This is a genomic window from Sphingomonas sp. (assembly GCF_017744835.1).
Lineage (GTDB): Bacteria > Pseudomonadota > Alphaproteobacteria > Sphingomonadales > Sphingomonadaceae > Sphingomonas.
Genome location: NZ_JAGIAM010000004.1, coordinates 50970 through 75914, shown reverse-complemented (window position 1 = coordinate 75914; position 24945 = coordinate 50970). Strand labels below are relative to the sequence as shown.

Sequence of the window (24945 nt, the reverse complement as noted above, 5' to 3'; positions counted from 1 at the left end):
TACCTAAGCCTACAGCCGCATTCAGGCACGATTCCCGATCACCCTCCTATCCTCATGTTTCAAAGGGTAGATTTGAGGAGAGGATTTGCCATGAAGCTCATGCACATTCTTGCGGCCGCCGGCATTCTTGCAACCAGCGTGGCCGCGGCCGCGCCGGCGGAAGCCCAGCGCTACGACGGCTATCGCAACCAGGACCGCTACGAATATCGCGACCGTGACTATCGCGACCGCGATTATCGGGACCGCCGCTACGAGCGCCGCAGCTCCAGCTGGAACCGTGGCCGCCACAACGGCTGGCGCAACCACCAGCGCTGCTGGACCGAGCGACGCTGGGGCGAGCGCGTCCGCGTCTGCCGCCGCTAAGCCGGCATGAATCAGGAAAAGGCCCGGCAGTGCTGCCGGGCCTTTTTGCTTGGGCCGCTATCGGCGGCCCTTGGCGACCTTGAGCACGTAGCTGATCACTTCGGCGACCGCGGCATAATGCTCGACGGGGATCGGATGATCGATCTCGGCCGAGGCATAGAGCGCGCGGGCGAGGGGGCGGTTCTCGACCAGCGGGATGTTGTTGGCGGTGGCGACTTCGCGGATCTTGAGCGCGACGGCGTCGACGCCCTTGGCGACCACCACCGGCGCGGACATCACGCCGTGATCGTACTGGAGCGCGACGGCATAGTGCGTTGGGTTGGTGATGACGACGCTCGCCTTGGGGACGTTGGCCATCATCCGGCTGCGGGCGCGCTGCATCTGCATGCTGCGGATCTTGCCCTTGATCTTGGGATCGCCCTCGGACTGCTTGTGCTCGTCCTTGATCTCCTGGAGGCTCATCCGCATCCGCTTGAGGAAGGCGCGGCGCTGCCAGACGAAGTCGAACAGCGCGAGCGCGCCGACCAGCATCGCGATCGGCTGGAGCATCGCATGGACTATGCCGCTCGCAGCCGCGCCGGTCGACTGGAGGTCGGCGCCGACCAGCCGGTCGATGCCCGTCGCGTGCGGCCAGGCGACCGCGGCCCCGATCCCCACCACCAGGCAGAGTTTGGCGAGCGTCTTGGCGAACTCGACCATCGCCTGCTTGCCGAACATGCGGGGGAGGCCGCTTGCGGGATTGAGCTTGGACCATTTGGGCGCGACCCGGCTCCACGAGATCATCGGCCGGCCCTGGAGCAGGCCACCGAGGACCGCGAAGCTGAACAGCGCGGCCATGATCGGAGCCATGGCGGAGGCGACTGCGCCGAAGATGCCGGTGGCGAAATCCTGCGCGCCGTCGGGGGTGAGGCGGAAGTCCTCGGCGCCGCCCCATAGCCGCACGAAAATCGCGCCCATCGACTGGAGCGTCATCGCGCCGAGCCCGCCCATCACCACCAGCGCCGCAACGAACATCGCGGCGTGGCGCATCTCCGGCGCCATGGGTACGTCGCCCTGCTCGCGTGCGTCCTGGAGCTTCTTGTCTGTCGGGTCGTGTGTCTTGTCCTCGTCGCTCCCGCCGCCGGCCATCACCAGCCCCCCTGCATCGCGTCGCCCATGGCCTGGGCGAAGACGGTGAGCATGGTGCCGATCGTCACGGCGGCGAGGCTGAGGCCGAGCATCAGGTTGAGCGGCTGGGCGATGAAGAAGACCTGGATCGCGGGCGCGACGCGGGCGGCGAAGCCCAGCGCCACGTTGAACACGATGCCATAGACGAGGAAGGGCGCGGCGAGGCTGATCGCCAGCGTCATCGAGCGGCCGATCGCGGCCACCGCGAGCTGGGCGAAGTCGTGCGCGGGGGGCATGCCGCCTATGGGAAAGCTGTGGTAGCTGTTGATGATCGCGCCGATCCACAGATGGTGGACCTGCATCCCCATGCACACCAGAGCCGCGGCGATGCCGACGAACTTGGAGAGGAGCGGGGCCTGGCCGCTCTGTGCGGGATCGAAGATCACCGCCGAGGAGAAGCCGATCTGCATCGAGACGATCGAGCCGGCCATCGAAATCGAATAGAACAGGATCTTGACGATCATGCCCATCGCCAGCCCGGTAAGCAGCTCCATGACGAGCACCGCGGGCAGCACCGCGCCGTTCTGCAGCGCCGCGCGGGCGGGCTCGCCGAGCATGCCGTAGAGCGCCGCCGAGATGGCGAAGGCGATCATCAGCCGGATGCGGCCGGGGATGGTGTCCTCGCCGAACACCGGCAGCAGCATCAGCACCGCTCCAACGCGCGCGAACACGATGAAGAAGGCGCAGACCTGCAGCTCGAGATCGGCGGGGACGGTCATCCGGTGACGATCAGGTCGCTGATCTTGGCCATGAAGCCGCCCAGCGCCTGGCCGATGGTCGGCAGCATCAGCAGGAACACCAGCCCCATCGCGAGCATCTTGGGCACGAAGGTGAGAGTGGTTTCCTGGATCTGCGTCAGCGCCTGGAACAGGCCGATGACCGCACCCACGATCAGCGAGGTCAGCAGCAGCGGACCGGCGACCGTGAGCACGAGCATCAGCGCAGCCTCGGCGAGCCCGACGACGACACTGGGCGACATGGATCAGATCTGCATGCGCATGATGTCGGTGTAGGCGCCGACCACGCGATCGCGCACCGCCACCATCGTGTCGAGCGCGGTCTCCGCGGCGCCGATCGCAGTGACGACGTCGATCAGGTCGCCCTTGCCGGCGACCTGCATGGCCGAGGCCTTCTCGGCGGTGCGCATCTGGTCTGCGGTGCCGACGACGAGGTCCTCGACCATCGCGCCGAAGCCGCCGCCGGCGCCGTCGGTCCTGGCGGCGGGCTTGCCGCCGCCCAGGGCATTACCGATCCCTGCGACGCGGCCATAGGCGGACGTCGCATCAAGTGCTCCGATGGACATGGATGTATCCCTTATTTCAGCAGGTCGATCGTGCGCATCGTCAGGCTCTTGGCGGCCTCGATGGCATTGAGATTGGCTTCGTAGCTGCGCTGCGCTGCCTTCATGTCGGCAGTCTCGACGAGGCTGTTGACGTTGGGCTTGAGCACATAGCCTTCGGCGTCCGCCGCCGGATGGCCCGGCTGATAGACGCGCGTGAAATCCGACCTGTCGGTCTGGATGTTGTTGATCTTGACGCCGGTGGCGCCCGTCGCGCGGTCCACCTCGGCCGAGAAGCTGGCGACGCGGCGGCGATAGGGATTGCCGCCCGGGGTGGTCGCGACCGAATCCTGGTTCGCGAGGTTCTCGGCGATCACGCGCATGCGCAAGCTCTGGGCGCGCAGGCCCGAAGCCGAGACATTGAGTGAGGTCTTGAGGTCCATGAGGGCTCCCGGAAGGCCGAAAACCGGCCGACACGATCATTGTAGGCAATTTTTGCCGCATGCGGCGCCGGGGGCGGAAAAAAGGTTCCTATAAGTCTCCTGTGAAAGGGAGACGCATGTCCGTACTCGAAGGTATCACAATCGAGATGTCGATCGTCCTCGGCTCGGCCGAAGTGCCGATCCGGCAGATCCTGCAGATGAGCCGCGGCGCGATGATCCCGCTCGACTGCGGGCAGGACGATCCGAGCCTCGTCTATGTGAACGGCGAACTCGTCGCCAAGGGCCGCATCCTCGTCGATGGCGAAGTGATGTCGCTCGAAATCTCCGAACTCGTGAAGAAGCAGCGCCACTGATGGATATCCTCTCGATGCTGCGCACGCTCGGTGCGCTCGGCCTGGTCCTGGGCATGCTCGCGGGCGCGCTCTGGGTGGTGCGCCGCTATGACATCAAGCTGCCGGGCCGCGTTTCGGGGACGGGGCGCAAGCGAGTCGAGCTGGTCGAGCGGCTGTCGGTCGACGCAAAGCGCTCCGTCGCGCTGATCCGCCGCGACGGCTGCGAGCATCTCGTGCTGATCGGCCCCGACGGCCATGCCGTGCTCGAGACCGGCATCCAGGCGCCGGCCAAGCCGGCCGGAGCGCCTGCTGCGGAGCAGGCCACGCCGTTGGCATCGGTGGAAGCCGATCTGGCGGTGCTCAAATCGGCTTTCGGCAAACTAGTCGAGCTGCCGCGCACGCTCCAGGCGGCGCAGGCGAAGTTCGCCGCGGCCAAGGCGCAGTCGGAAGCGGAACCGGCGCCCGCTCTCGTTGCCGCGCCCGAGCCGCAAGCGGTGAAGCCGCTCGCCAAGCGGGTCATCAAGACTCCTGCGCCCGCGAACGACGAACTCCCCAAGGCCGCGCGGCGCAAGAGCACGCGCCGCCCGCGCGACACCGCCCGGTGGAACCGCGCCGCGGTGCGCGAGGCGCTCAATGGCTAAATTGAAGCTGGTGGCGGTGGCCGCCGCGCTGGTGCTGCTGCCGATCGCGGCGCACGCCCAGACGGCGACCGGCGGCACGACCATCAACCTCGGCACGCCGGGCGGCGGCGCGCTTTCGGGCCGCGCGATCCAGCTCGTGCTGATGCTGACCGTGCTCAGCCTCGCCCCGGGGCTGCTGATGACGGTCACCAGCTTCACGCGCATGGTGGTGGCGTTGTCGCTGCTGCGCACCGGCATCGGCGCGCCCGGCGTGCCGCCCAATCCGGTGATCATCAGCCTGGCGCTGTTCCTCTCCTTCTTCGTGATGGCGCCGACCTTCGAGAAGGCATGGAACGAGGGCGTCGACCCCTATTCCAAGGGCAAGATCACCGAACAGGTGGCGTTCGAGAAGACCGCCGAACCCTTCCGCCACTTCATGCTCGGCCAGGTTCGCGAGAGCGACCTCAAGATGTTCGCCGACCTGGCGGGCAAGCAGATCGAGAGCCGGGAGAAGACTCCGCTGGCGACGCTGGCGCCGGCCTTCATGATCTCCGAGCTCCGCCGCGCGTTCGAGATCGGCTTCCTGCTGCTGCTGCCTTTCCTGGTGATCGACCTCGCGGTGGCCGCGGTGCTGATGGCGATGGGCATGATGATGCTCCCGCCACCCACGATATCGCTGCCGATGAAGATCATCTTTTTCGTGCTGGTCGACGGCTGGGCGCTGGTCGCCGGCTCGCTGGTGAAGAGCTTCGCCACTTAGGGCGCCGGCCGTCAACCATCGGCCGCAGGCGAGCGTTAGGAAATATCTGCCACCGATGGTTCGCGATGGATCGGACCCGGCGTAACCTGCTGATCGGCGGCTCCATGCTCGGCACGCTGGCGCTGGCCGGGTTGCTTCCCGGCGCCTGTGCGGGGCGGCAGGGGAGGAAAGCAGCCGTGAGGGGATCCAGTCCGCCCAAACGGCCGCCGGGCGCGCCAAGGCCCATGCTGGAAGAAGACATCGCGCCGGTGCTCGCGCGGCTCGATGCCTGGTATGCGGCGCATCTTTCGAACCAGTACAAGTTCAATCCGCCGGCGACGGATGCCGCGCTCGACGCGTTCGAACGCCGCGTCGGCCTCAAGATGCCGCGCGCCTATCGCCAGCTCTACCGGTGGCATGATGGTGAAGAGAGCGACCGCTGGGGCCCCATCTACGGTCTTCCGCTCTTGCCGCTGCGCCATGTCGAACAGGAGTGGACGGCGTGGAACGAGGTGCTCGCTGGGTTCAACGGCAATCGCTACGAAATTCCGGGGAGCGGATGGCCGCGAGGCGCAGTCGACCCGGCGTACATCAATCCTCGCTGGATTGCGCTGACGCATGACGGGTCGGGCAATCACATCGGTCTGGATTTCGACCCCTGGCCGGCCGGGCGGCGCGGGCAGGTGATCCTCTACGGTCGTGACGAGGATGTGAAGGTGGTGCTCGCTCCCTCGCTGGGCCGTTTCCTCGAATGGATCGCCGGCCTGTTGGAAAGCGGAAATTTCAGGCTCGAAGTGGAGCCCGGGCGACAGGTGCTTCGCCCGTTCGGGCTGAAGGACCCGCCGACGGATCATTTCCACGACGGCGCGCGTATCCTCTGGGCGCGCCCGGGCCGTATGGCTGACCTCCGGGACCGCCGTCAGTCGCGTTCAAGCTGCCATTTGAAAGCCTGAACGCCGGCCCCCAAGGTCATCGCACTCTTGGAGTTTCGAAACATCACGCGATGCTACCGCAGGTGCTTCGGCAGTCCACGGCGAGAGCCTAGTTGCTCGTTCCCAGATGACCCAGCCAGGCAGCGAGGTCATTGTAGGGGATGATCTCGATGAACGAGAGTCCGGCGGTGTCATCGCGGTTCCAACGAACGGCCGCGCGACGGGCGCCCAGACCGGCAATCGAGACCACCACCTGGGTATCGAGCTCCAGGCCCTGGGGCACACGCACCTTGGCGCCGCTCTGCGAGAGATTCTCGACCACCACGTCGAGCGACTGGCCGAAGTTGATGACGCGCGCGGGGCACTGGACCTCGAAGCGCGGCGCGCGGGGCGTGCGGGCGGCGCGGACGACGCTGCGCATGCGCGCGCTCTGGTTGGCCTTGGCTTCGGCGAGGATGCGCTCGACCTCCACCGGCTCGGCGAACTCGACGCCGGCGCGGCCGCTGCTGCTCCAGACCACCGTGCCCTGAAGCCGCTCGCCGCTGCGCAGCTCGACCGTCACCCACGCGCCGTAGCTTGGCGGGCGCTCGGTTTCGACCGCCATGCCCTTGGTCGAGATGTTGCGGATCCGGCACAGCCGCTCGCCGGTGTGCACGCACAGAAGCTTGCCCACCAGCAACGTGGTGACAATTCGTTCGGGCCGGTCGAGCGGCAGGCCCTGGTCCGTGGTCGTCCCGGCTTCGGTCAAGCGCACGCGATCTACCCCCTTACGTATACTATCACCCCTGTTGCTACAGGAGCATGATTTCCAGGACGCGTCCGCTCAGTAATCGCCGCAGTCCCGATCAGGCGGGCGTCGCCTTGGTCACCGCGACCTTGCGCACCACGCCCGCGCCGAACGCCTCGGGCGCGGCGTCGAGCACCACCTTGCGGAATACCTCGAGGTTCGGGAGCAGCCCGTCGGGGCCCGCGGCCATCGGCGTGCGGAAGGTGCGCATGTTGATCGCGTGCAGCAGCAGCGGCATGCGCGCGGTCACATAGTCGGCCTTGTCGTCGGGCACCTGGAGCTGAATCTGGAACTCGACATAGCCCGAGAGCCGCCCGTCGGCGAAGACCAGCGGCGCGAGCACCTTGCCGCCGTCGACGAAGCTGGTCGCCGTATCGGCCGACGAGGATGCGGACGCGGTCGACCCTTTGGGGCCGAGCAACAGCACCGTGGCGAAGGCTGCGCCGCCGCCCAGGCCCAGGCCGGCGAGCACCACGAGGAGCAGGAAAAGAAGTTTCTTCATCGCCCGGCCCTCAGAACTTGAAACTGGCGTCGGTCGGAAGCGCCGAGGCTTCCGACTTGAGCACGATGGTGATGCGGCGGTTCTCGGGGCGGTCGGGCTGGTCGGGATAGACCGGCTTGGTGGCGCCCATCGCCACGATCTCGGCGAAGCGATCGGGGGTGAGGCCCGAGGCGATCATCGCGCTGCGTGCCGCGAGCGCGCGCTCGCCCGAGAGGTGCCAGTTGGCGTCGCTCTGGCCGCCGGTGCCGTCGGTATGCCCCTCGATCGCGATCTGCGCGCCCGACTTGACGAGCTTGCCCGCGACCTGGGCGAGCATCGCCCGGGCATAGGGGTTGAGCTGGGCGGTGTTGGCGCGGAACATCGACTGTTTGTCGGTGTCCATCAGCGTGATGCGCAGCCCGTCGCGTGAAGGCTGGACGTCGGTGTTGCGCTTCTCGGCGCGATCCTGCGGGATCGAATCGAGCGCGATCTGCAGCTCGGTCGCGATCACGCGCATCGAGGCGTCGGGGATGTCGGCAGTGCCGCCGCGCCGCGCGCCGACGGTCGCCGCCGCGCTGGTGGGGACGCCCTGGGCGCGCGTCGTATCGGTGGAGGAGTTGCGGCTGACGCCGCCGGCGCCTTCGGAGGAGCCCTGGACGGGCGTCGAGGGCGCGGTGTCGGCGACGGTCGGCGAGAAATATTGGGCGAGGCCGCGCAGCCGCTCCTTGTCCGGATTGGCGATCAGCCAGAGCAGCATGAAGAAGGCCATCATCGCCGTCACGAAGTCGGCATAGGCCACCTTCCACGCGCCGCCGTGGTGGCGGCCCGCGACCTTCTTGACGCGCTTGATGACGATCGGACGATCGTTGGTGCCGGGAGCCGCCATGTCAGTTCGCCTGCAATGCGGCGCGCAGCCGCTCCTGGACCGCGCCGAGGCGGACGTGGCCGATCGCGGTTAGCGAATCCTGCCCGCCCGCGACGCGATCGAGCAGGTTCACGCATTCGTCGGCATGCTGGATCAGATAGTCGAACGACTGGAGCTGCTCGAGATAGGCGGTGGCGAAATGCTCGTCGCCGACCAGCACCTCGGCCAGCTTCTCCAGCGTGTCGCGCATCTCGCGCAGCTCGCCCGCGATCACGCGGTGCAGCGCATCCGAATAGGGATCGTGGCCGCTGCTCGCGGCCAGGGAAACGCACGACATCAGAACAGCTCCAGCTCGCCGCCGTGGACCGGCTGCGGAAGAGGGACGGGGGGACGTTCGGGAACGCGATCGGCCACGCGGGTGCAGCGGCTGCGACCCTCGTGCGGCAGGAACTCCACCTTGCGGGCGGAGGTGCCGCCGAGATCGGTATGCGCGACCTCGATGCCTTCGGTCTGCATGAAGCGACGCGCGAAGGCGGCGTTGGAGGAACCGATCGAGCCCAGGCCGGAGACGATGTTGGCGCCGCCGTAGAGATGCGCGCGCAGACGCGTGCGCATCGCCCCGCGGGCCATCATCCCGTTGATCAGCAGCTCCATGGCGTGGACGCCGTAGCGCTGCATGTCGCCGGGCGAGACGCGGTGGTCCGCGCCCGGCTCGCCGAGGAGGAAATGGTTCATGCCGCCGACCCGCGCGACGGGATCGTAGAGGCATGCGGCAACGCAGCTCCCGAGCAGCGTCGAGATGATGACGTGCGGCTCGGCGACGATCGCGTTCTCACCCTGGACGATCGACACCCGGCGCATCAGGTCAACTCGCCGAACACGCGCTCGATCTTCTCCTTCAGCGCCGCGGGGGCGAAGGGCTTGACCACATAGTTGTTCACGCCGAGCGCCGCCGCCTTCTGGACGATCTCCTTGTCGGCGGAGCCGGTCAGCATGATGAACACGGTCTTGCCGATCACCGGATCGTTGCGGACTGCCTCGAGGAACTGGAGCCCGTCCATCTCGGGCATGTTGAAATCCGAAATCACCAGATGGACGCGATCGCTCTTGATCGCGGTGAGCGCCTCGGGTGCGCTCGCCTTGTCCCGCACGTCCTTGAAGCCCAGATCCTGCAATGCGCGGCGGATCATCGCGCGCATACTGGTCTGGTCGTCGACGACCATCACCTTGATTGCTGCAGCAGCAGGCATTCAGACGCTCCCAACCTTCTCGCGGCACGCGCGGAGGATCGCCTCCGGCATGCCAGACAAACCAACTTCCTTTTCGACCGCGCCCAGCCCCTGGGCCGCGCGCGGCATTCCCCAGACGACACAGGTCTCGCGGCTCTGGCCGAGCGTGCGGGCGCCTGCGCGGCGCATCGCCAGCAGGCCCTCCGCTCCGTCGGCACCCATTCCGGTGAGGATCGCGCCGACCGCCGCGCCGCCCAGCGGGGCGACCGAACGGAACAGCACGTCCACGGATGGGCGATGACCGCCGACCGGATCGCCGCGGCGCAGCTTGATGCGCCCGTCGACCCCGCCGGAGAGTTCCATGTGCGTCTCCCCCCCAGGAGCAATATAGACGGTTCCCGGCACGACCGGCATTCCGTCGGCAGCTTCTACGACACGAACGCTGCATTCCCTGTCGAGCCGCGCCGCGAAGCTGGTGGTGAACGCCGCTGGCATGTGCTGGACGATCAGCACCGGCGGGCAGTCCGCGGGCAGGGCCGGGAGGACCGAGAACAGCGCCTCGACGCCGCCGGTCGACGATCCGATCGCGATCAGCTTGCCGCGCGCGCCGCCCTGGACGCTCGGCTGCAGCGCGATCGGCTGCGACACCGGCCGCACCGCCGAGCGCGCGGCGGCCTTGACCTTCTGGCAGAGCAGATCCGCGTCGCGCTCGATGTCGTCGGGCGTGCCGCTGGGCTTGGTGACATAGTCGACCGCGCCGAGGCGCAGCGCCTCGATCGTGACTTCGGCACCGCGCGCCGTGAGCGTCGAGCACATCACCACGGGCATGGGCCTGAGGCGCATGATCCGCTCAAGGAACGAGAGCCCGTCCATCCCCGGCATTTCGACGTCGAGCGTCAGCACGTCGGGGTTGAGCGCCTTGATCATCTCGCGCGCGGTGTAGGGCTCGGGCGCCATGCCCACGACTTCGATCTCGGGATCGGCGGTGAGCATGCGCTTGAGCGTCGCTCGCATCGACGCGCTGTCGTCCACCACAAGGGTGCGTACCGGCTTCATGCACGGCCCTCCGGTTTCTGGTAGATCGTGTGGCCGCACGCGCGCATCCGCCCCGCAGCAGGGCCGATCAGTCGCTCCGAATGGCCGATGTAGAGGTGTGCGCCCGGCGCGAGCTGGTCGACGAAGCGCTGCTCCAGCTCTTCCTTCGCCGGATCGCCGAAATAGATCATGACGTTGCGGCAGAAGATCACGTCGTACGCGGCCTTGAGCGGCCAGGGCTCGAACAGGTTGAGCACGCGCGCGGTAACGAGCTGGCGCGCTTCCTCGGCCATGACGAAGCCGCCGGGCGCGGGACGCATCCAGGTGCTGCGGTACGGCTCGGGCACGCCCGCCGCGACATTCTCCGCATAGACGCCCCGGCGCACCGATTCCACGACATGCGGCGCGATGTCGGTCGCGAGCAGCTTGACGTCGGCGCTGCGCAGCCACGATGCCGAGCTGCGGTCGGGCCCGAGCAGGCACATCGCGATCGTATAGACTTCCTCGCCCGACGAGCAGCCGGCCGACCAGATGCGCACCGGCCCCTGCTTGCGCTTGAGCACCGGCAGCACCGTCTCGCGGAAATGGTCGAAATGGTGCGGCTCGCGGAAGAAATGCGTATGGTTGGTGGTCAGCGCCACCACCATCGCATGGCGTTCCTCGGCGTCGCTCTGGATCAGCGCGACATATTCCGAGAAGCGGCTGAGGCCGTGCTCGCGCAGCCGCCGCGCGAGGCGCGACTGGACGAGCGTGGTCTTGGCCTCGCTCAGCTCGATCCGAGCATCTGCGTGCATGATCGCGGCGATGGCGGCGAAGTCGCGGGGCGTGAGCTCCGCATTGTGCGCCGCCGTGAAACTGCCGCTGCCGCCGCCGGCGAGCGCCGCCGCGGCGCCCCCGGCCGGGCTCACGCCGCCTGGTCCAGGTGCCTGGTGAGGCTCAGCGCGTCGAGATCGAGCAGCAGCACCATCGTGCCGTTCTCGTCGCGCGTGCCGTCCTTGGCGCGGGTGGTGATGCGCACCAGCCCGGCGATCACGCTCGCCTCGAGCGTCTCGACTTCGGGAGCGGGCTGGATCTCGGCCTCGCCGATGCCGACGATGTCATTGACTTCGTCGACCAGGAAGCCGGCCTGCTTGCCCAGGATGTTGACGACCAGGATGCACGAGCGGGCATGGATCGCGCTCGGCTCCCAGCCCAGCCGCTCGGCCAGGCCGACCACCGGGATCACGTTGCCGCGCAGGTTGGTCACGCCCTTGATGAAGCTCGGCACGTTGGGAAGCGGGGTCGGCTCTTCCCATTCGCGGATTTCGATCAGCGCGCGCATGTCGATCCCGAAGGTCTGCTGCGCGAGCGAGAAAGTGACGATCTTGCGGTCGCTGTCGTTCGCCGCGGCGGTTTCGGTCGAGGTCATGCTGCCAGTCCTTTGGGAGTAAAGCGGGGAGAGGGGGAGGCGACGAGCGCCTCGATGTCGAGGATCAGCGCGATCGAGCCGTCGCCGAGGATGGTGGCGCCGCCCAGCCCGCGGATCGGGTGGAGGTTCTGGTCGAGGCTCTTGATGACCACCTCGCGGCGGTCGTCGATCGTGTCGACCACCAGGCCGATCTTGCCGTGCGCCTCGCTCTCCACGATCACGACCAGCGAATCCTCGACCGCACGATCGTCGTTGAGGCCGAAGATCTCGGTCGCGCGCTTCACGGGGACATATTCGCCGCGCATGTCGATCACTTCGCTGTCGGGCGAGGTGCGCTTGACCTGGCCCGGCTCGGGCTGGACGGTCTCGAGCACATGCGCGAGCGGCAGCACGAAGCGCTGGCCGGCGAGGCGGACGATCATGCCGTCGAGGATCGCCAGCGTGAGCGGCAGGATCATCGTGAAGGTCGTGCCTTCGCCGGGGACCGACTGGATCTCGACGCGGCCGCCCAGGGCCTCCACGTTAGAGCGCACCACGTCCATGCCGACGCCGCGGCCCGAGATGTTCGAGATCGTGTCCGCGGTCGAGAAGCCCGGGGCGCAGATGAGCTGGTCGATCTCTTCGTTGGTGAGCTGCGCGTCGGCGGGGATGATGCCCTTCTCGACGGCCTTGGCGCGGACCTTCTCGCGGTTGATGCCGCGGCCATTGTCCTGCACCCGCACGAAGATGCGCGCACCGCGCTGCTCGGCGGAGAGCTTGATCGTGCCCTCGGGCGACTTGCCCGCGGCGATGCGCTCCTCGGCGCTCTCCAGCCCATGGTCTGCGGCGTTGCGGATCATGTGGGTGAGCGGATCGCCGATCTTCTCGATGACGCCCTTGTCGACTTCGGTCGTCTCGCCATAGGTCTCGAGGTTGATCGTCTTGCCGGTCTCGACCGAGAGGTCGCGCAGCATGCGGGGCACGCGGCTGAACGCCTGCTTGATCGGCTGCGCGCGCAGCGACATGACATTGTCCTGGATCTGGCGCGTGAGGCGGGCCAGCTCGGGCAGCTCGACGCGCTGGCGATCGGCCGGCGAGAGCCGGTCGGCTAGGATCGAGTTGCGGATCACCAGTTCGCCGACCAGGTTGAGCAGCAGGTCGAGCTTGCCCAGGTCGACGCGGATCGTCTGCGCGGCTTCGCCGGCCGCCTTGGGCGCGATCGCCGGCGTCTCGGCAGGCGGAGGCGGCGACACGGCGGCAATGGCTTCGACCACCTGCTGCATATTGACCGCCAGGTCCTCGATCGTCGCGGTGACGGGCTCGAACGGGATCAGGTCGTCGAGGTCGGCCACGACCGCGGGCGCCTCGGTGGCGGCCGGAGCGGGGGCCTCCTCGCGGCTGATCTCGACAAGCGAGTCCGGCGCGATGAAGTCGAAGCAGTCGCTGACGTCGGCCTCGGCGACGTCGCCGGGGACGCGGATCGTCCAGGTGAAATAGCTGTCCTCGGGATCGAGGTCGCGCAGCGGCGGTACGTCGGACGTGTCGACCGACACGACCTCGCCGCCCAGGCTCTCGAGCTCGCGCAGGATCAGCACGGGCTCCCCGGCATTGGCGAGCGCGGCGCGCGACGGCTTGAAGCGTATCGTCCAGGCGCCCTCAGCAGGGGCGGGCACGGGCGCTTCGGCCGGCGCGTCGAAATCGTCGAGCGAGAAGGCAACCGGGGTGAAGCCGAACTCATCCTCGTCGGCCGTCGCGGCTACGGGAGCCGGAGCGGGGGACGCGGGGACGGGGGCCGCGTCGTCGTCGCTCGCGCCCTTGTTCGCCAGCACCTGCTCGAGCGCCTCGAGCGCTGCTCCATCGTTAGGGCGGCCGGCGAGGCCCTTGGCGGCCTCGACGTGATCCGAGAGCACGTCGAACGAACTCAGCATCACCTTCACCACGCCGGGGGTGGGGGCGATCTTGCCGCCGCGAACCTCGTCGAGGACATTCTCGAACTTGTGCGCGAAGGCAGTCAGGTCGGCATGGCCGAAGGCGCCGGCGCCGCCCTTGATCGAGTGGACCGCGCGGAACACGCCGGCAATCGTCTCGGCCGAGACGTCGCCCGCCTGCATAGCGGAGAGGCCGGCCTCGGCAGTGGCAAGGCCTTCGGCGCATTCTTCGAAGAAGATCGCCTGGATTTCGTCGAGTTCGTCGCTCACGGGCACACGCGGCGGATCGCCGCCCCCAGCTTGGTCGCCTCGAAGGGCTTGGTGATCCAGCCGGTGGCGCCGGCCTCGCGGGCGCGGGCCTTCTTCTCGTCCGAGAATTCGGTCGAGAGCACCAGGATCGGCGTGCCGCGGAACTCGTGCCGCGCGCGCACTGCCTCGATCAGCTCGAAGCCGTCCATCTTGGGCATGTTGATGTCGGTGATCAGCAGGTCGGGCTTGACCTCGTGCATCCGCTCGAGGCCGTGCTCGCCGTCGTTGGCGCTCTCGATGCGATAGCCCTGCGCGGTGAGCGACGTCTTGAGCAGCATGCGCATGCTCGCCGAATCGTCGACAGTCAGGATCAACTTGCTCACTGGGTAACTCCGGTCTCGAGGCCGATCACATCCGCCAGCTGGCAGCGCGTGACGCGATCGACGAAGGCAGGGCTGGGGTTGGTGATGCGGAAAGGCTGGCCATTGCCCGCCGCCTCGGCGCGCGCGGCGACGAGCAGCTGGAGCACGGCCTGGCCGACGCTTTCCACTTCGGACGCGTCGATCTCGAGCACGTCGTCGAAATCGGCGGCGAGAACGAGGCGGACGCGCAGGTCCTCGGCAGTGACCGTGGTGCCGTGCGCGGGGAGGCGCAGCGACCGGTCTTCGGCCAGTGCCTCAGGCTGCGGCTGGGGTGAGTGCATCTTTGGCCTCGTCGAGAGCGGTTTCGAGTTGCTGGAAGCTCGGCGCATAGGCCGAGGGAGTCATGCGGCGGGCGATCTCGATCGCGACCTGGACCGGCTGGTTCTGGGCATAGGCGACGATCGCCGTCTTCACGATGTTGTAGGGCTTGCAGTCGCCCTCGACCGTCTCGAGCAGCTTGGACGCGAGCGGGCCCACGACGCAGTAGCTGAGGAGCACGCCGAGGAAGGTCCCGACCAGCGCGCCACCGATCATCGCGCCGAGGATCTCGGTCGGCTGGTCGATCGAGCCCATGGTCTTGATGACGCCGAGCACTGCGGCGACGATGCCGATCGCGGGAAGGCCGTCGGCCATGATCTGCAGTGCGTGCTGGGGCGCCAGCTCCTCGTGGTGGTGCCGATCGATGTCGGCGTCCATCGCCGCTTCGATCTGGTGCGGATCCTCGAAGTTGACCGTCATCATGCGCAGATAGTCGCAGGTGAACTCCACGAGGTGATGGTCGGCCAGGATGCGCGGATAGGGCTTGAACAGCTCGCTTTCCTCGGGGTTGTCGAGGTGCGGCTCGATGCCCGTCGCGCCGCCCTTCTTGAAGGTGGCGAGCAGCCCGAAGAGGAGCGTGAGCAGGTCCTTATAGTCCTGCGCGGACCAGCGCGCGCCCTTGAACGCGCGCATGATGCCGGCGCCGGCCTTCTTCACGGTCGACATCGAGTTGCCGACGATGAACGCGCCGATCGCCGCGCCCGCGATCGCCATCATTTCGTGGGGAAGCGCGTGGAGGACGATCTCCATCTTGCCGCCCGAGATGATGAAGCTCCCGAAGACGCAGCCGAGGATGATGAGGAAACCAACGCCGTTCAGCATGGCCGTGCCGTGTTCTTTCTCTGGTGTTTCCCAGACTTATAGGAAGGAATTGGAGCGCCCGGTGGAGTGGGAGGCGCTATTTTCAGGCGGCCTCGCGGTCCTGCCAGTCGATGACGGCCAGATAATTGCGCAGCCGATTGAGCTCGAGCGAGGCGATCAGCGGATTGTCGTGATAGGGATGCACGAGCGCCGCGACGTCCGCCGCCCAGGGCGCGGAGGAATCGAACAATATGCCGAGGCCGAACACCGCGGGCACGGTGGCATAGGCGATCGGCCGCTCGTCGCTGCGCGTCTCGGCGAGGAAATCCTCGATCGCAGTCAGCACGCCGTTGCGCGGGCCGCCTTCGTGCAGCGCGACTGCGAACTGGCCATTGCCGCGGAAGCCGCGGTTCTCGCGCACGCCGGGATCGCCGATCGTGACGCCCGCCTCATAGCTGTATGCGTGGCGCCATTCGGCGGGGATCTGCTCGGGTGCGTAATAGAAGTCGCGGCGTGCGCAGGGCCAGCTGACGTCGTGCAGGATCGCGAGCAGCGGCTTGCCGTCGCGGCGAGCGAGCTCGTCGGCGATGCGCAGCTCGTTCGCGACGGTATAGTAGTTGTGATCGCCGTCGATGATCCAGGCGTCGACGTTCGAGAGCTTCGGCATCGCATCGAGGCTCAGAGCGGGGACGTGTGTGACCGACGGGCAGCTCGCGGCCCAGGCGACGAACTCCGGCTTCGGGGCGGGATCGATGCTGGTCAGGCGGCCGCCCATCACCCCTGCATAGGCGGCGAGTTGCTGCGACATGCCGCCGAACTCGGCGCCCACTTCGGCGATGTCTCGTGCCCCGGCCGCGTGCAGGCAGCCGAGGATGATGTCGGAGAATTCAGACATCGAATGGATCAGAAGGTTGGTCATGCGGCGGCTCCGGAAGCGAGAAGGGCGTTGGGGACGAGGGCGGGTTTCTGGCGCACGGCGATCGGGCGGAACACGACGGCGAGCATCATCGCGCGCTCGTCGCGCCGCTCGGGCGGGGGGACCATCATGAAGGCGAATTCGTCCTCGCAGCGGAAGAGCCAGGGTGCGGTCTGCTCCATACCTTCGAGCGAGGGCACGGCCGGCACTTCGATCGCAGTGGCGGCCTTGTCGCTGAGAAACGCCTCCACGGGCACGAACGTGGCGCTTTCTACCTGTACCCAGTCATAGAGCTGGCCGAACAGCAGCCCCACCGAATAGCGGCAATCGCCCACCGGGATCGCGGCGAGATAATAGCCGTCGTGGGTCGGCGTGGCAGTGATCGTCGTCGTGCTCGCCTGCGCCCCGTCGGCGGCGATCACCGGCAGCTCGATCGTGCGATCGACGAAGTCGTTGAACTTGAGCGTGAGGCCGAAACGCTTGTGGGCGAGCAGCGCGAGCTTGATCGCCAGTCCCTCGCCCTGCAGCTCGGCGGGCAGGTACATGCGGTGTGCGCCCTTCATGTAGAAGAGCCCCCGCTGGCGAAGCCCGCGCTGCGCTACGGCGGGATCGAACAGCGGTACCGTGTTGTCGACGCCCAGGTTCACGTCATGCTCGAACTGCGAGACGACGGCGAGCTCGTGCGCCTGCGGCAGGAACATCAGCCGCGCGAGCACGGCGGCCGCGCCGCGGCGCCACTGGGTGAGCGCGTCGGGACGCGTGGCGCGGATCGCCGCTTCGCCTTGCTCGCGGGCGAAGCGCAGGCATCCGGCCTGGATACGGTCGCGCACCACGCTCTGGCGGCCCTTGATGCTGGGATCGCGGCGGATCGGCGTGCCGTCGCGCTCATAGTCGACGACCGAGCCCTGCGCCGCGGTGCAGGTCTGTTCCAGCACGGCGACGTTAGACGCCAGCGCCTCGAGCAGGTCACCGTCGTAATGGCGATCGTCGAGGAAGCCGCGCTTGTCGAAGCCGGTGCGGAACTGCTCGCGCAGCAGCAGATAGCGGCCCGCGACCTCGACGCCGAGCAGGCGACGCAGCACCGGCTCGATTTCGTTCTGCACGGTGCCGTTGTAGCCGAGGTCGACCAGCATCAGCGTGTCGCCCGGATCGGGGTCTACGGCGCTGCGGACGTGCGCCGCGAGCCGCTCGGCAAAGGCCTGCGAATTCTTGACGATGCGCGCGGCGCGCGCGGGCGTGCGGATGGCCTTGGCGAAGGCGAGGATGCGATCCTTTGCCGGCAGATCCTTGAAGATCGCGGCGATCTCGGCAGGGGCTAGCAGGAGCTGCTTCGCCAGCACGCGAAGGTCGGTCTCGAATTCCAGGTCGAGGAAGCGGGCGATCGCCTCTTCGTCGTGGAACGACGCCGCGGTGGCGGTGAAGCGGCTGATCTCGATCGCATGCGCGGGGGCGGTGCTGCCCGCGGCCTCGTGGACGAGCCGCGGCAGATGTCCGTCGCGCATCAGGAAGAGCCAGTGGACACGGCCGCCGTTCCTCGCCTGCAGCGCTTCAGCTTCGGCCGCCAGCCAGCGATCGAAGCCGTGGAGGACCGGGCCCAGGGTGGAAAAGCCGAAGGCCTCTGCCGCGTCCTCGATCACCGGCTCGGTAGCGGCGAGCGTGGCGCGGTGCGGCTGGTGCGTCACCGCCGTCTCAGCCGCATTGGGATGGAGCATCGCGCTCACCGCCGCCTCGAGCCGCAGCCGCTGCTCGGCTGCCTCGCCGAACTGGCGAAGGTGGAGCGTCTGGACGCCGAAGGGCGCGACGCCGTAGACGTCGGCGGACTTGTTGTCGCCGATGTGCAGGATCTGCGCGGGTGCCACGTCGAGCGCGCGCAGCACATGGCCGTAGAGCCCCTTGGCCTTGGGGACGCCGTAAGCCGAGGAGCAGAAGATGCGGTCAATCAGTGCGGCCACTTCCTCGCCCGCAGCCGCGGCGATCAGCTGGCCGAGCTGGTCGGCGTCGAGATAGGTGTCGCTGACGATGAAGACCTGGAGCCCGCGGCGCTTCGCCTCGCGCATCAGCTCGACCGTGGGGCGAAACGCGAAGCAATGCGCCGCCTCGGCGTCGAGTTCGCGCTGCACCGCCGCGGTGCGTTCCGCCTCGCTGCCGTTGGGAAGCAGCTCGCGATAGATTTCGCCGATCGTCACTTCCAGCCGCTTGTGGCGCAGCGCCGCGGCGTTGCGCGCACGATCCTCGGCCCAGCCGCGTTGCGCCACGGTCATCCCGGGCAGCGCGCCGAACAGGTCGCGCGGCGCGTGCGTGTCGCGCCACAGCAGCGTGTCGAAGCAATCGAGCGAGAGCGCAGCGATCCCCTCGCGCCCGTCGAGCGCATGGGGAAGGGCGTGCGGAAGGATGAAGTCGGCCAATGCAGTGTCCCTGGAAATGCGCCCGCATCGGGTGGACGCACGATTCTTATAGGAGCGCTGCACCCCGGACCGGCGAAATCGTCCTAGAATAGAGGCGTCAGCAAAGGAGCCAGCATGACGCTTACTGCCTATCAAGCGGCCCGCAGCCGGGCCGAGACGCCTCGCGCGGCCGAATATCGGCTGATGAGCCAGATCACCGGCGAGATGATGGAGGCCGAGCGCACCGGCCTGAAGGGCGCGGCGCTGATGCCTGCGCTTCACCGCAACCGCGAGATGTGGTCGGCATTCAGCACCGATTGCGGCGCGAGCGGCAACGGCCTGCCCGACGCGCTGCGTGCGCAGATCATTTCGCTCAGCCTGTGGGTCCATCGCTTCACCAGCGACGTGGTCGCCGGCCGCGAGCCGATCGGCGAGCTGATCGCGCTCAACCGCACGATCATGGAAGGGCTGCACGGCGAGCGTCTCGCCGCCGCCTGATGCGTCCTCCGCTTGCGAACAGGGGCGCCCGGCAATGCCGCGGCGCCCCTTTTCGCGTCCGTGAGGGCATGGTCTCTTTTTTCCGTGTCCGCAGGGACACAGTGGTGGCGCGACAGGCGGGCATTTGCCCCCACCGCCGGCCGGTACCGGCCTATCCCTCTATAAGGAAGGGACAATCTTCCTTCAGGAGCAATTCGTGACCTTCAGTTTGGATCGTTCGCCGCGCACGGCGCTGTTTTCGCTTGCCGTGCTTTCTTCTCTCGCGGCCGCTCCCGCGCGCGCCGACGACGGCGACGGATCGCCCAAGCTGACGATCGACGGCTCGACCCGCGTCCGCTTCGAGGCGCTCGACGGCCAGTTCCGGCCGAACACCGCGGAAAAGGACGTCTTCGTGTCGTTCCGCACCACGGTCGCCGCGCAGCTCGATCTCGGTCCGGTCGCATTCGGCGGCGAAGTGGTCGACGCGCGCGGCTATGCCCAGGACGACCGCTCGTCGGTCCGCACCAGCGAAATCAACGCGCTCGAGCCGGTTCAGGCCTATGTCGCATTGAAGGGCCACGACATGATCGCCGCAGGCGACCATGGCACGCTCACCGCGGGCCGCTTCTCGCTCGACCTGGGCTCGCAGCGCCTCGTCAGCCGCACCGACTTCCCCAACACCGTGACCAGCTATCTGGGCGGCCTCGTCGACTGGTCGGACAAGAACAAGAACCGGCTCGTCGCCTTCTGGACGCACCCCTTCTCGGCGCTGCCCGACGACGTCGACGGCATCTTCGACAATGACGTCGAGCTCGATCGTGCGGGCAAGAACCTGGCCTTCTTCGGTGCCTGGGGCAGCGCGCCCAAGGCGTTCGGCAAGATCGGCGTCGAGGCCTATGTCTACCGTCTCGCCGAGAACGACGTCGCGACGCGCCAGACGCGCAACCGCCATCTGGTCACTTTCGGCAGCCGCATCCGCCAGGCGCCCGCCAAGGGCAAGTTCGACTTCGAGGTCGAAGGTGCGCTCCAGCGCGGCCAGGTGCGCGGCAGCACTTCGGCGGCTGACCTGCGCGACCTCGACGTTCGCGCGGGCTTCGGCCACGCCGAGGCGGGCTGGACCTTCACCAGCAGCTGGGCGCCGCGCGTCTCGGCGGTGTTCGACTATGCCTCGGGCGACAGCAAGGATCCCGACAGCTATGGCCGCTTCGACACGCTCTACGGCTCGCGCCGCGGCGATTACGGCCCGCTCGCGCTCTTCGGTCCGGTGGGCCGCGCCAACCTCATCTCGCCGGGCGTGCGCTTGGAGGCCAAGCCGTCCAAGCGCTTCGACATGATGACGATGGTACGCGGGCTGTGGCTCGCCGACGCGACCGACAGCTTCGCCTCGACCAGTGTGCGCGACGCGAGCGGCGCTTCAGGGACCTATGCCGGTACCCAGGTCGAAGTGCGCCTGCGCCGCTGGCTGCTGCCGCAGAAGGTCCGCATGGACGTTGGCGGCGCCTATCTCGCCAAGGGCCGCTTCCTCAAGGACGCGCCCAACGCGCCCGCGACCGGCGACACCCGCTACGGGTTCGTCGACCTGGTCTACAACTTCTGAGAGGGTGCCCTTCGCACCTCTCTCAAAAGAGAGGGCGAAGTGGCGCAGGAAAGGCCGGGGCGCGATGCTCCGGCCTTTTCTTTGCCGTGCTACGCCGTAGCTTCATAAAACGGCCGGTCGGCAAGCGCCCCGCTTGCGGACATTGGGTGTGGTCCGGCATTGTGCGATTGATGATCTCGCGAACTCAACTCACGTTGGCCCTTGCGGGCGCGGTATTCATAGCGGCGTGCTTCTATGTCGGTTACGCGAATGAGCTGCTGAAAGACCTCATTTCGCCCAGGGATCGCGTCGCCTTGCTTGCTGGCTTTCTCTTGGGCGCCGGAGCCGTTTCCCGGTGGATCATGGCTCTCGATCTTCGACGAAATATGAAGCGGATTAAGCGAGCAAGGGCCGCGCGAGGGAACGTCCGCTAACCACCCGCTCTCGGTCATTCCGACGCGAGAAGCCGAGGGCCGAAAGCGGACTGGCAGGAAGCGCCCCGGTTGCGGACATTGTAGCAAGCTCTTCCTGGTGGCACGACAGGGCATGTCGATGGACGAAAACCTCGAACTCGAAGGCACGCTTTTGAGAGGTCCCGCAGGCGAACTCATCTTGTGCACGGACGACGGCGCCGAACGCATGTTGGATACCATCGTCCTAACAGCCGATATCGGCTGTCGAATGCGCGTTACTGGATGGATCGGCGACTCGGGTGTTTTCGTAGTCCGCGCGATCGAGCGAGCGCGCGGAATCTGAATTTCGAACGGCAGCTAACCACCCGATCCCGGCCGTTCAACCCTTACGTCAAAAACCCTCGTTTATAGGTTCACGGCCTAGTCCTTCGGGAAAAGCCCCGCCGCGAAGGCGATGCGCAGCGCCTCGGAGAGGCTGCGCACTTCGAGCTTCTCCATCAGGTTCGCGCGATAGATCTCCACCGTGCGCGGGCTGATGTCGAGCTCATAGGCGATGATCTTGTTCGATCGTCCCTCGATCAACCCCTTGAGCACGTCGGTCTCGCGGGGGCTCAGCCGGGCGATCTTGGCCTCGGCGGCGTTCAGCCGCGCGGCCTCCTCGCTGTTCTCCTCGAGCCGGGCGAAGGCGTTGTCGATGACCTGCATCAGCACTTCGGCTTCATAGGGCTTCTCGATGAAGTCGAGCGCCCCGGCCTTCATTGCCTGCACCGCCAGCCCGACATTGCCCTGGCCCGTCAGCACCACGGGCACGAAGCGCGGCGTCTTGCCTTCGAGCGCCTGGAGCACGTCGAGCCCGGTCGCCCCCGGCATGTGGAAATCGAGGAGCAGCACGCCCGGTTCCAGCTCGGCGGCTTCCTCCAGAAACGCATCGCCGGATCGGAAACCTCGAACGACCAGATCGCTGCGGACCGATAGCAGGCTGTGGAGCGAGGCACGCACTGCGTCGTCGTCGTCAACGATATAGATCGTCCTCGTCATTCATTTCCCCCCTGTTCGACGGCGGGCAAGGTAAAGCGGAAGCACGCTCCGCCTTCCGGACGATTTTCCCCGCGTAATGTTCCGCCGTGTGCCTCGATGATACGCTTGCTGATGGAAAGGCCAATCCCCATTCCGCCGCCGGGGCCCTTTGTCGTCGTAAAACGCGAGAAAAGATGCTCCAGCACCTGCACGGGCATGCCGGGGCCGTTGTCCGCGACTTCGATCTCGACCATTTGATCCTGCGCGCGGCGCGAGCTGATCGTGATCACCTTGTCGCTCTGGCCCGACTGGCGCAGTGCATCCATCGCATTTCGGAGCAGGTTCACCAGCACCTGCTGGACCTGGATGCGGTCCGCGAAGATGAAGCGCACTTCGGGGTCGAGCCGAAAGTTGACCCGGATGTTGACCTGGCTCGCACCCACCACGACGAGGTCTACGGCGTCGCGGACCGTGGTCTCTACCAGCTCGGCGCGCATTTCGACTTCGCCCTTGGCCATGAATGTGCGCAGCCGGCGGATGATCTCGCCGGCCCGCTGGGTCTGTTCCGATCCCATCCGCAGCAGGTCGAGGATGCGCGCGCGGTCCTCGTCGCGCTCGAGCAGCATCCGCGCGGCGGCGAGGAAATTGGCAGTGGCGCTGAGCGGCTGGTTGAGCTCGTGCGCCATGTCGGCGGCGAGTTCGCTCATCGCGCTCTGGCGCGAGACGTGCGCGATCTCGGCGTTGAGCTCGCTCAGCCGCGCCTCGGCGGCGGCCTGATCGGTCAAATCGCGTACGAAGACCGTGATCAGCGTCTCGTCGTCGGCCCGCGCAACGCCGGTGCGCGCCTCGATCGGGAACGACCGGCCTTCCTTGGTCTGGGCGATGCCGGTGACCACCCGGTCGGCAAGTCCGCGCCCGGTCTCGAGGAAGCGGCGGAACACGGCCTCCGAACCGCCGCGCTCCGCGGTCGGGACGAGGATGGTGAAGGGGCGGCCGACCACTTCCTCGGCGGAATAGCCCCACAAAGCCTCGGCCGCCGAGCTGAACTGGAGGATCGAGCCTTCGTCGTTGATCACGACGATCGCGTCGGGGACGGTCTCGATCACCGACTGGAGATGCACCTCGCGCCGCCGCAGCGCCGCCTCGCGCTCCTCGCGCTCGGTGACGTCCAGGATCACGCCGACGACGCGTTCGAGATTGCCCTCACGGGTATAGAATGCGCGTGCCGAGCCTTCGACCGCGCGCACCCGCAGAGGGGGAACGAGCCGCCAACGGAAACTGAACTTGTCGGCGCGCGCCTTGACCGTGCTCGAGATCGTCTCGAGCAGGTCCTGCACGTCACTGTCTTCGACCACCGACCGCCAGCCTTCGAAGCTGCTCAGCGTGCCGGTCTCCAGCCCCAGCCGCGATTCGGTGCCTGGCGACCAGTCGATGCGCCCGGTCTCGACATGCCATTCGAAGATGCCCAGCTCGTGGGCCGAGATGGCGAGGGCGAGCCGCTCTTCGCTGGCATGCAGCGCGGCGATCGCCTCGACCCGCTCCGAGATGTCGTTGATGCCGAGCACCAGCAGTGCGCCGCGCGAGGGGCTCTGTACGCGATGCACGCGCTCGAGGATGCGCAGCTCGCGTCCGTCGCGAGTCACTTCGACGAGTTCGTGCGTATCCTGGGCAGCAGGAACCGGAAGGCGATGGTCGCTGCTCTGGCAGCGCGAGCGCAGCAGCGCATATTTGTTCTGCCCGCGCGCCTCGTCCGCGGGCCAGCCGTAGAGCAGCTCGCACCCCTGCGACCAGTGGCTGATCGTGCCGTCGGGCGTGGTCACCACCACGGTGGCGTTGTCGAGCGCGTGGCTCAGCTCCGAAAGCGCGGCCTGGTCGCGCGCGATGCGCATCGCCACCCAATAGCCGACGAGCGCCACCAGCAGCAGATTGCCCAGCAGCAGGAGCAATTGATAGGCGAGGATCGAGTGGGACTGGTGCCGCTGCTCGAACAGGCTCAGGAGCGGCGGCAGCAGCGGCACGACCAGCGCCGCGGGCAGCAGCAGCCGCACCAGCCGCCATCGGCCCGTCCGCACTGCGAACAGCCGGACCCAGTCGTTGCCGGCGTGCCGGACGAAGATCGCGCCCGACACGCAGAGGGCGCCGATGGTCGCGGGGACGGAGACCGATCGGTAGCGTGCAGCAGGGTCGTCCGCGGCATAGGCGAGGATCGTCATCGCCGGGAAGGTCGTGAGCGCGAAGAACGCGCTGGCTGCGGCGGCGCCGAGCGCCAGGGTGAGCGCCAGCCCCTTGAGCTCGTCGGACAGTATCGGGCGCAGGATCGAGAGATAGCCTGCCGCGCCGAGCAGCAGGAAGGAGACGATCGGATTGACCCCGGAGCGTCCGGGATAGGCGGCGTTGAACCCGGAGACCGCGTCTCCGAACAACAGTCGGTCGATGCCGGCATCGGTCCCCGACATCGTCTGGAATGCGGAGGCGAGCGCAACGGCAACCGGAATTGCCAGCAGCACGGCGGCGGTCGCGCGCCGACCGTAAATCTCCGCCAAATGCCCGAGCGACAGTGCGAGGAAGCCGATCGCCGTCAGCGGCCAGATCGGAAAGGCGATAAGGCCGAAGCCGGCGAGGCGCGGCAGGCCCAGGAACCAGCCGAGCAGCGCGACGATGCTGCTCAGGGCTCCGAGGGCGGCAAGCGTGGCGGCATCGAATCTCGTGACAGCGCCCCGATCGGCGGCGGTTGCCCCTTCATCGTCCTGCACGCCCAACCTTCCGCCTGAACAGGCCAGTTCAC

30 protein-coding genes are annotated in these 24945 nt (G+C 67.5%); 8 read left to right on the top strand and 22 right to left on the bottom strand.

The features are described 5' to 3' along the window. Positions 1-90 precede the first annotated feature (90 nt). Positions 91-363, top strand: a complete 273-nt coding sequence (locus J7500_RS13385; protein WP_294062284.1) for a hypothetical protein — start codon at positions 91-93, stop codon at positions 361-363. 57 nt (positions 364-420) lie between these two features. On the opposite strand, the gene flhB is transcribed toward J7500_RS13385, so the two are convergent. The 5 genes from flhB to flgC are packed head-to-tail and all read right to left on the bottom strand — an operon-like array spanning position 421 to position 3252. Continuing rightward, a complete protein-coding gene (gene flhB / locus J7500_RS13380; protein WP_294062283.1) occupies positions 421-1491 on the bottom strand; it encodes a flagellar biosynthesis protein FlhB in 1071 nt (356 codons plus the stop codon). Continuing rightward, the gene (gene fliR / locus J7500_RS13375; protein ID WP_294062281.1) at positions 1491-2249 is read right to left on the bottom strand and encodes a flagellar biosynthetic protein FliR; all 759 of its coding nucleotides are present in this window, start codon (positions 2247-2249) and stop codon (positions 1491-1493) included. Before fliR ends, flhB begins: the two co-directional genes overlap by 1 nt. Then, complete coding sequence (locus J7500_RS13370) at positions 2246-2509, bottom strand: flagellar biosynthetic protein FliQ (protein ID WP_294062280.1); 264 nt, start codon at positions 2507-2509, stop codon at positions 2246-2248. The genes fliR and J7500_RS13370 overlap by 4 nt, the downstream gene beginning before the upstream one ends. Positions 2510-2512: 3 nt before the next feature. After that, positions 2513-2833, bottom strand: a complete 321-nt coding sequence (locus J7500_RS13365) for a flagellar hook-basal body complex protein FliE (protein ID WP_294062278.1) — start codon at positions 2831-2833, stop codon at positions 2513-2515. Positions 2834-2844: 11 nt separating this feature from the next. After that, positions 2845-3252: a flagellar basal body rod protein FlgC gene (flgC, locus tag J7500_RS13360; RefSeq protein ID WP_294062277.1), complete on the bottom strand. Its 408-nt coding sequence runs from the start codon at positions 3250-3252 to the stop codon at positions 2845-2847. A 116-nt stretch (positions 3253-3368) separates the two neighbouring features. Between flgC and J7500_RS13355 the strand changes: the two genes are divergently transcribed. The 4 genes from J7500_RS13355 to J7500_RS13340 all read left to right on the top strand — a co-directional run bounded on the left by J7500_RS13355 (position 3369) and on the right by J7500_RS13340 (position 5896). Then, the gene (locus J7500_RS13355; protein WP_294062276.1) at positions 3369-3605 is read left to right on the top strand and encodes a FliM/FliN family flagellar motor switch protein; all 237 of its coding nucleotides are present in this window, start codon (positions 3369-3371) and stop codon (positions 3603-3605) included. Beyond that, positions 3605-4225 carry a flagellar biosynthetic protein FliO gene (locus J7500_RS13350; protein WP_294062274.1) on the top strand — a complete coding sequence of 207 codons (621 nt, stop codon included), beginning with the start codon at positions 3605-3607 and terminating at the stop codon, positions 4223-4225. Before J7500_RS13355 ends, J7500_RS13350 begins: the two co-directional genes overlap by 1 nt. Next, positions 4218-4964, top strand: coding sequence for a flagellar type III secretion system pore protein FliP (gene fliP, locus J7500_RS13345; RefSeq protein WP_294062272.1), 747 nt, complete (start codon positions 4218-4220; stop codon positions 4962-4964). The genes J7500_RS13350 and fliP overlap by 8 nt, the downstream gene beginning before the upstream one ends. Before the next feature lie 65 nt (positions 4965-5029). Then, complete coding sequence (locus tag J7500_RS13340; RefSeq protein ID WP_294062270.1) at positions 5030-5896, top strand: SMI1/KNR4 family protein; 867 nt, start codon at positions 5030-5032, stop codon at positions 5894-5896. An 88-nt stretch (positions 5897-5984) separates the two neighbouring features. Here J7500_RS13340 and J7500_RS13335 read toward each other — a convergent pair whose 3' ends face one another. The 15 genes from J7500_RS13335 to J7500_RS13265 form a co-directional block, all read right to left on the bottom strand. After that, the gene (locus J7500_RS13335; protein ID WP_294062268.1) at positions 5985-6629 is read right to left on the bottom strand and encodes a PilZ domain-containing protein; all 645 of its coding nucleotides are present in this window, start codon (positions 6627-6629) and stop codon (positions 5985-5987) included. 91 nt (positions 6630-6720) lie between these two features. Beyond that, positions 6721-7164, bottom strand: coding sequence for a hypothetical protein (locus J7500_RS13330; protein WP_294062266.1), 444 nt, complete (start codon positions 7162-7164; stop codon positions 6721-6723). A 10-nt stretch (positions 7165-7174) separates the two neighbouring features. Next, positions 7175-8029, bottom strand: coding sequence for a flagellar motor protein MotB (locus J7500_RS13325; RefSeq protein WP_294062265.1), 855 nt, complete (start codon positions 8027-8029; stop codon positions 7175-7177). Position 8030: 1 nt separating this feature from the next. Continuing rightward, complete coding sequence (locus tag J7500_RS13320) at positions 8031-8345, bottom strand: hypothetical protein (protein ID WP_294062264.1); 315 nt, start codon at positions 8343-8345, stop codon at positions 8031-8033. After that, positions 8345-8869 carry a chemotaxis protein CheD gene (locus J7500_RS13315; RefSeq protein ID WP_294062263.1) on the bottom strand — a complete coding sequence of 175 codons (525 nt, stop codon included), beginning with the start codon at positions 8867-8869 and terminating at the stop codon, positions 8345-8347. The genes J7500_RS13320 and J7500_RS13315 overlap by 1 nt, the downstream gene beginning before the upstream one ends. Beyond that, entirely contained in the window at positions 8869-9258 is a 390-nt protein-coding gene (locus tag J7500_RS13310; RefSeq protein ID WP_294062262.1) for a response regulator, read from the bottom strand. The genes J7500_RS13315 and J7500_RS13310 overlap by 1 nt, the downstream gene beginning before the upstream one ends. Beyond that, entirely contained in the window at positions 9259-10293 is a 1035-nt protein-coding gene (locus J7500_RS13305; RefSeq protein WP_294062261.1) for a chemotaxis response regulator protein-glutamate methylesterase, read from the bottom strand. Continuing rightward, positions 10290-11180 carry a protein-glutamate O-methyltransferase CheR gene (locus J7500_RS13300; RefSeq protein WP_294062259.1) on the bottom strand — a complete coding sequence of 297 codons (891 nt, stop codon included), beginning with the start codon at positions 11178-11180 and terminating at the stop codon, positions 10290-10292. Before J7500_RS13300 ends, J7500_RS13305 begins: the two co-directional genes overlap by 4 nt. Continuing rightward, a complete protein-coding gene (locus J7500_RS13295; RefSeq protein ID WP_294062258.1) occupies positions 11177-11680 on the bottom strand; it encodes a chemotaxis protein CheW in 504 nt (167 codons plus the stop codon). The genes J7500_RS13300 and J7500_RS13295 overlap by 4 nt, the downstream gene beginning before the upstream one ends. Beyond that, on the bottom strand, positions 11677-13857 hold the full coding sequence (locus J7500_RS13290) for a chemotaxis protein CheA (protein WP_294062257.1): 2181 nt from the start codon (positions 13855-13857) through the stop codon (positions 11677-11679). Before J7500_RS13290 ends, J7500_RS13295 begins: the two co-directional genes overlap by 4 nt. After that, positions 13854-14219 carry a response regulator gene (locus tag J7500_RS13285; RefSeq protein WP_294062255.1) on the bottom strand — a complete coding sequence of 122 codons (366 nt, stop codon included), beginning with the start codon at positions 14217-14219 and terminating at the stop codon, positions 13854-13856. Before J7500_RS13285 ends, J7500_RS13290 begins: the two co-directional genes overlap by 4 nt. Then, the gene (locus J7500_RS13280; RefSeq protein ID WP_294062254.1) at positions 14216-14539 is read right to left on the bottom strand and encodes an STAS domain-containing protein; all 324 of its coding nucleotides are present in this window, start codon (positions 14537-14539) and stop codon (positions 14216-14218) included. Before J7500_RS13280 ends, J7500_RS13285 begins: the two co-directional genes overlap by 4 nt. Continuing rightward, positions 14514-15398: a flagellar motor stator protein MotA gene (gene motA / locus J7500_RS13275; protein WP_294062253.1), complete on the bottom strand. Its 885-nt coding sequence runs from the start codon at positions 15396-15398 to the stop codon at positions 14514-14516. The genes J7500_RS13280 and motA overlap by 26 nt, the downstream gene beginning before the upstream one ends. 82 nt (positions 15399-15480) lie before the next feature. Then, positions 15481-16296 (bottom strand): class I SAM-dependent methyltransferase, encoded by an 816-nt coding sequence (locus J7500_RS13270; protein WP_294062252.1) that lies wholly within the window; start codon positions 16294-16296, stop codon positions 15481-15483. Next, positions 16293-18698 (bottom strand): HAD family hydrolase, encoded by a 2406-nt coding sequence (locus J7500_RS13265; RefSeq protein WP_294062251.1) that lies wholly within the window; start codon positions 18696-18698, stop codon positions 16293-16295. Before J7500_RS13265 ends, J7500_RS13270 begins: the two co-directional genes overlap by 4 nt. Before the next feature lie 114 nt (positions 18699-18812). Here J7500_RS13265 and flaF point away from each other — a divergent pair, with 114 nt between their 5' ends. The 3 genes from flaF (at position 18813) to J7500_RS13250 (ending at position 21486) form a co-directional block, all read left to right on the top strand. Beyond that, complete coding sequence (gene flaF, locus J7500_RS13260) at positions 18813-19175, top strand: flagellar biosynthesis regulator FlaF (protein ID WP_294062249.1); 363 nt, start codon at positions 18813-18815, stop codon at positions 19173-19175. 196 nt (positions 19176-19371) lie between these two features. Further along, complete coding sequence (locus tag J7500_RS13255; protein ID WP_294062248.1) at positions 19372-20751, top strand: alginate export family protein; 1380 nt, start codon at positions 19372-19374, stop codon at positions 20749-20751. Between the two features lie 531 nt (positions 20752-21282). Next, complete coding sequence (locus tag J7500_RS13250) at positions 21283-21486, top strand: DUF5818 domain-containing protein (RefSeq protein ID WP_294062246.1); 204 nt, start codon at positions 21283-21285, stop codon at positions 21484-21486. Positions 21487-21563: 77 nt separating this feature from the next. Here the strand turns inward: J7500_RS13250 and J7500_RS13245 are convergent, their stop codons facing one another. After that, entirely contained in the window at positions 21564-22181 is a 618-nt protein-coding gene (locus J7500_RS13245; protein ID WP_294062245.1) for a response regulator, read from the bottom strand. Continuing rightward, positions 22178-24913, bottom strand: coding sequence for a PAS domain S-box protein (locus J7500_RS13240; protein ID WP_294062244.1), 2736 nt, complete (start codon positions 24911-24913; stop codon positions 22178-22180). Before J7500_RS13240 ends, J7500_RS13245 begins: the two co-directional genes overlap by 4 nt. Positions 24914-24945: the final 32 nt, after the last annotated feature.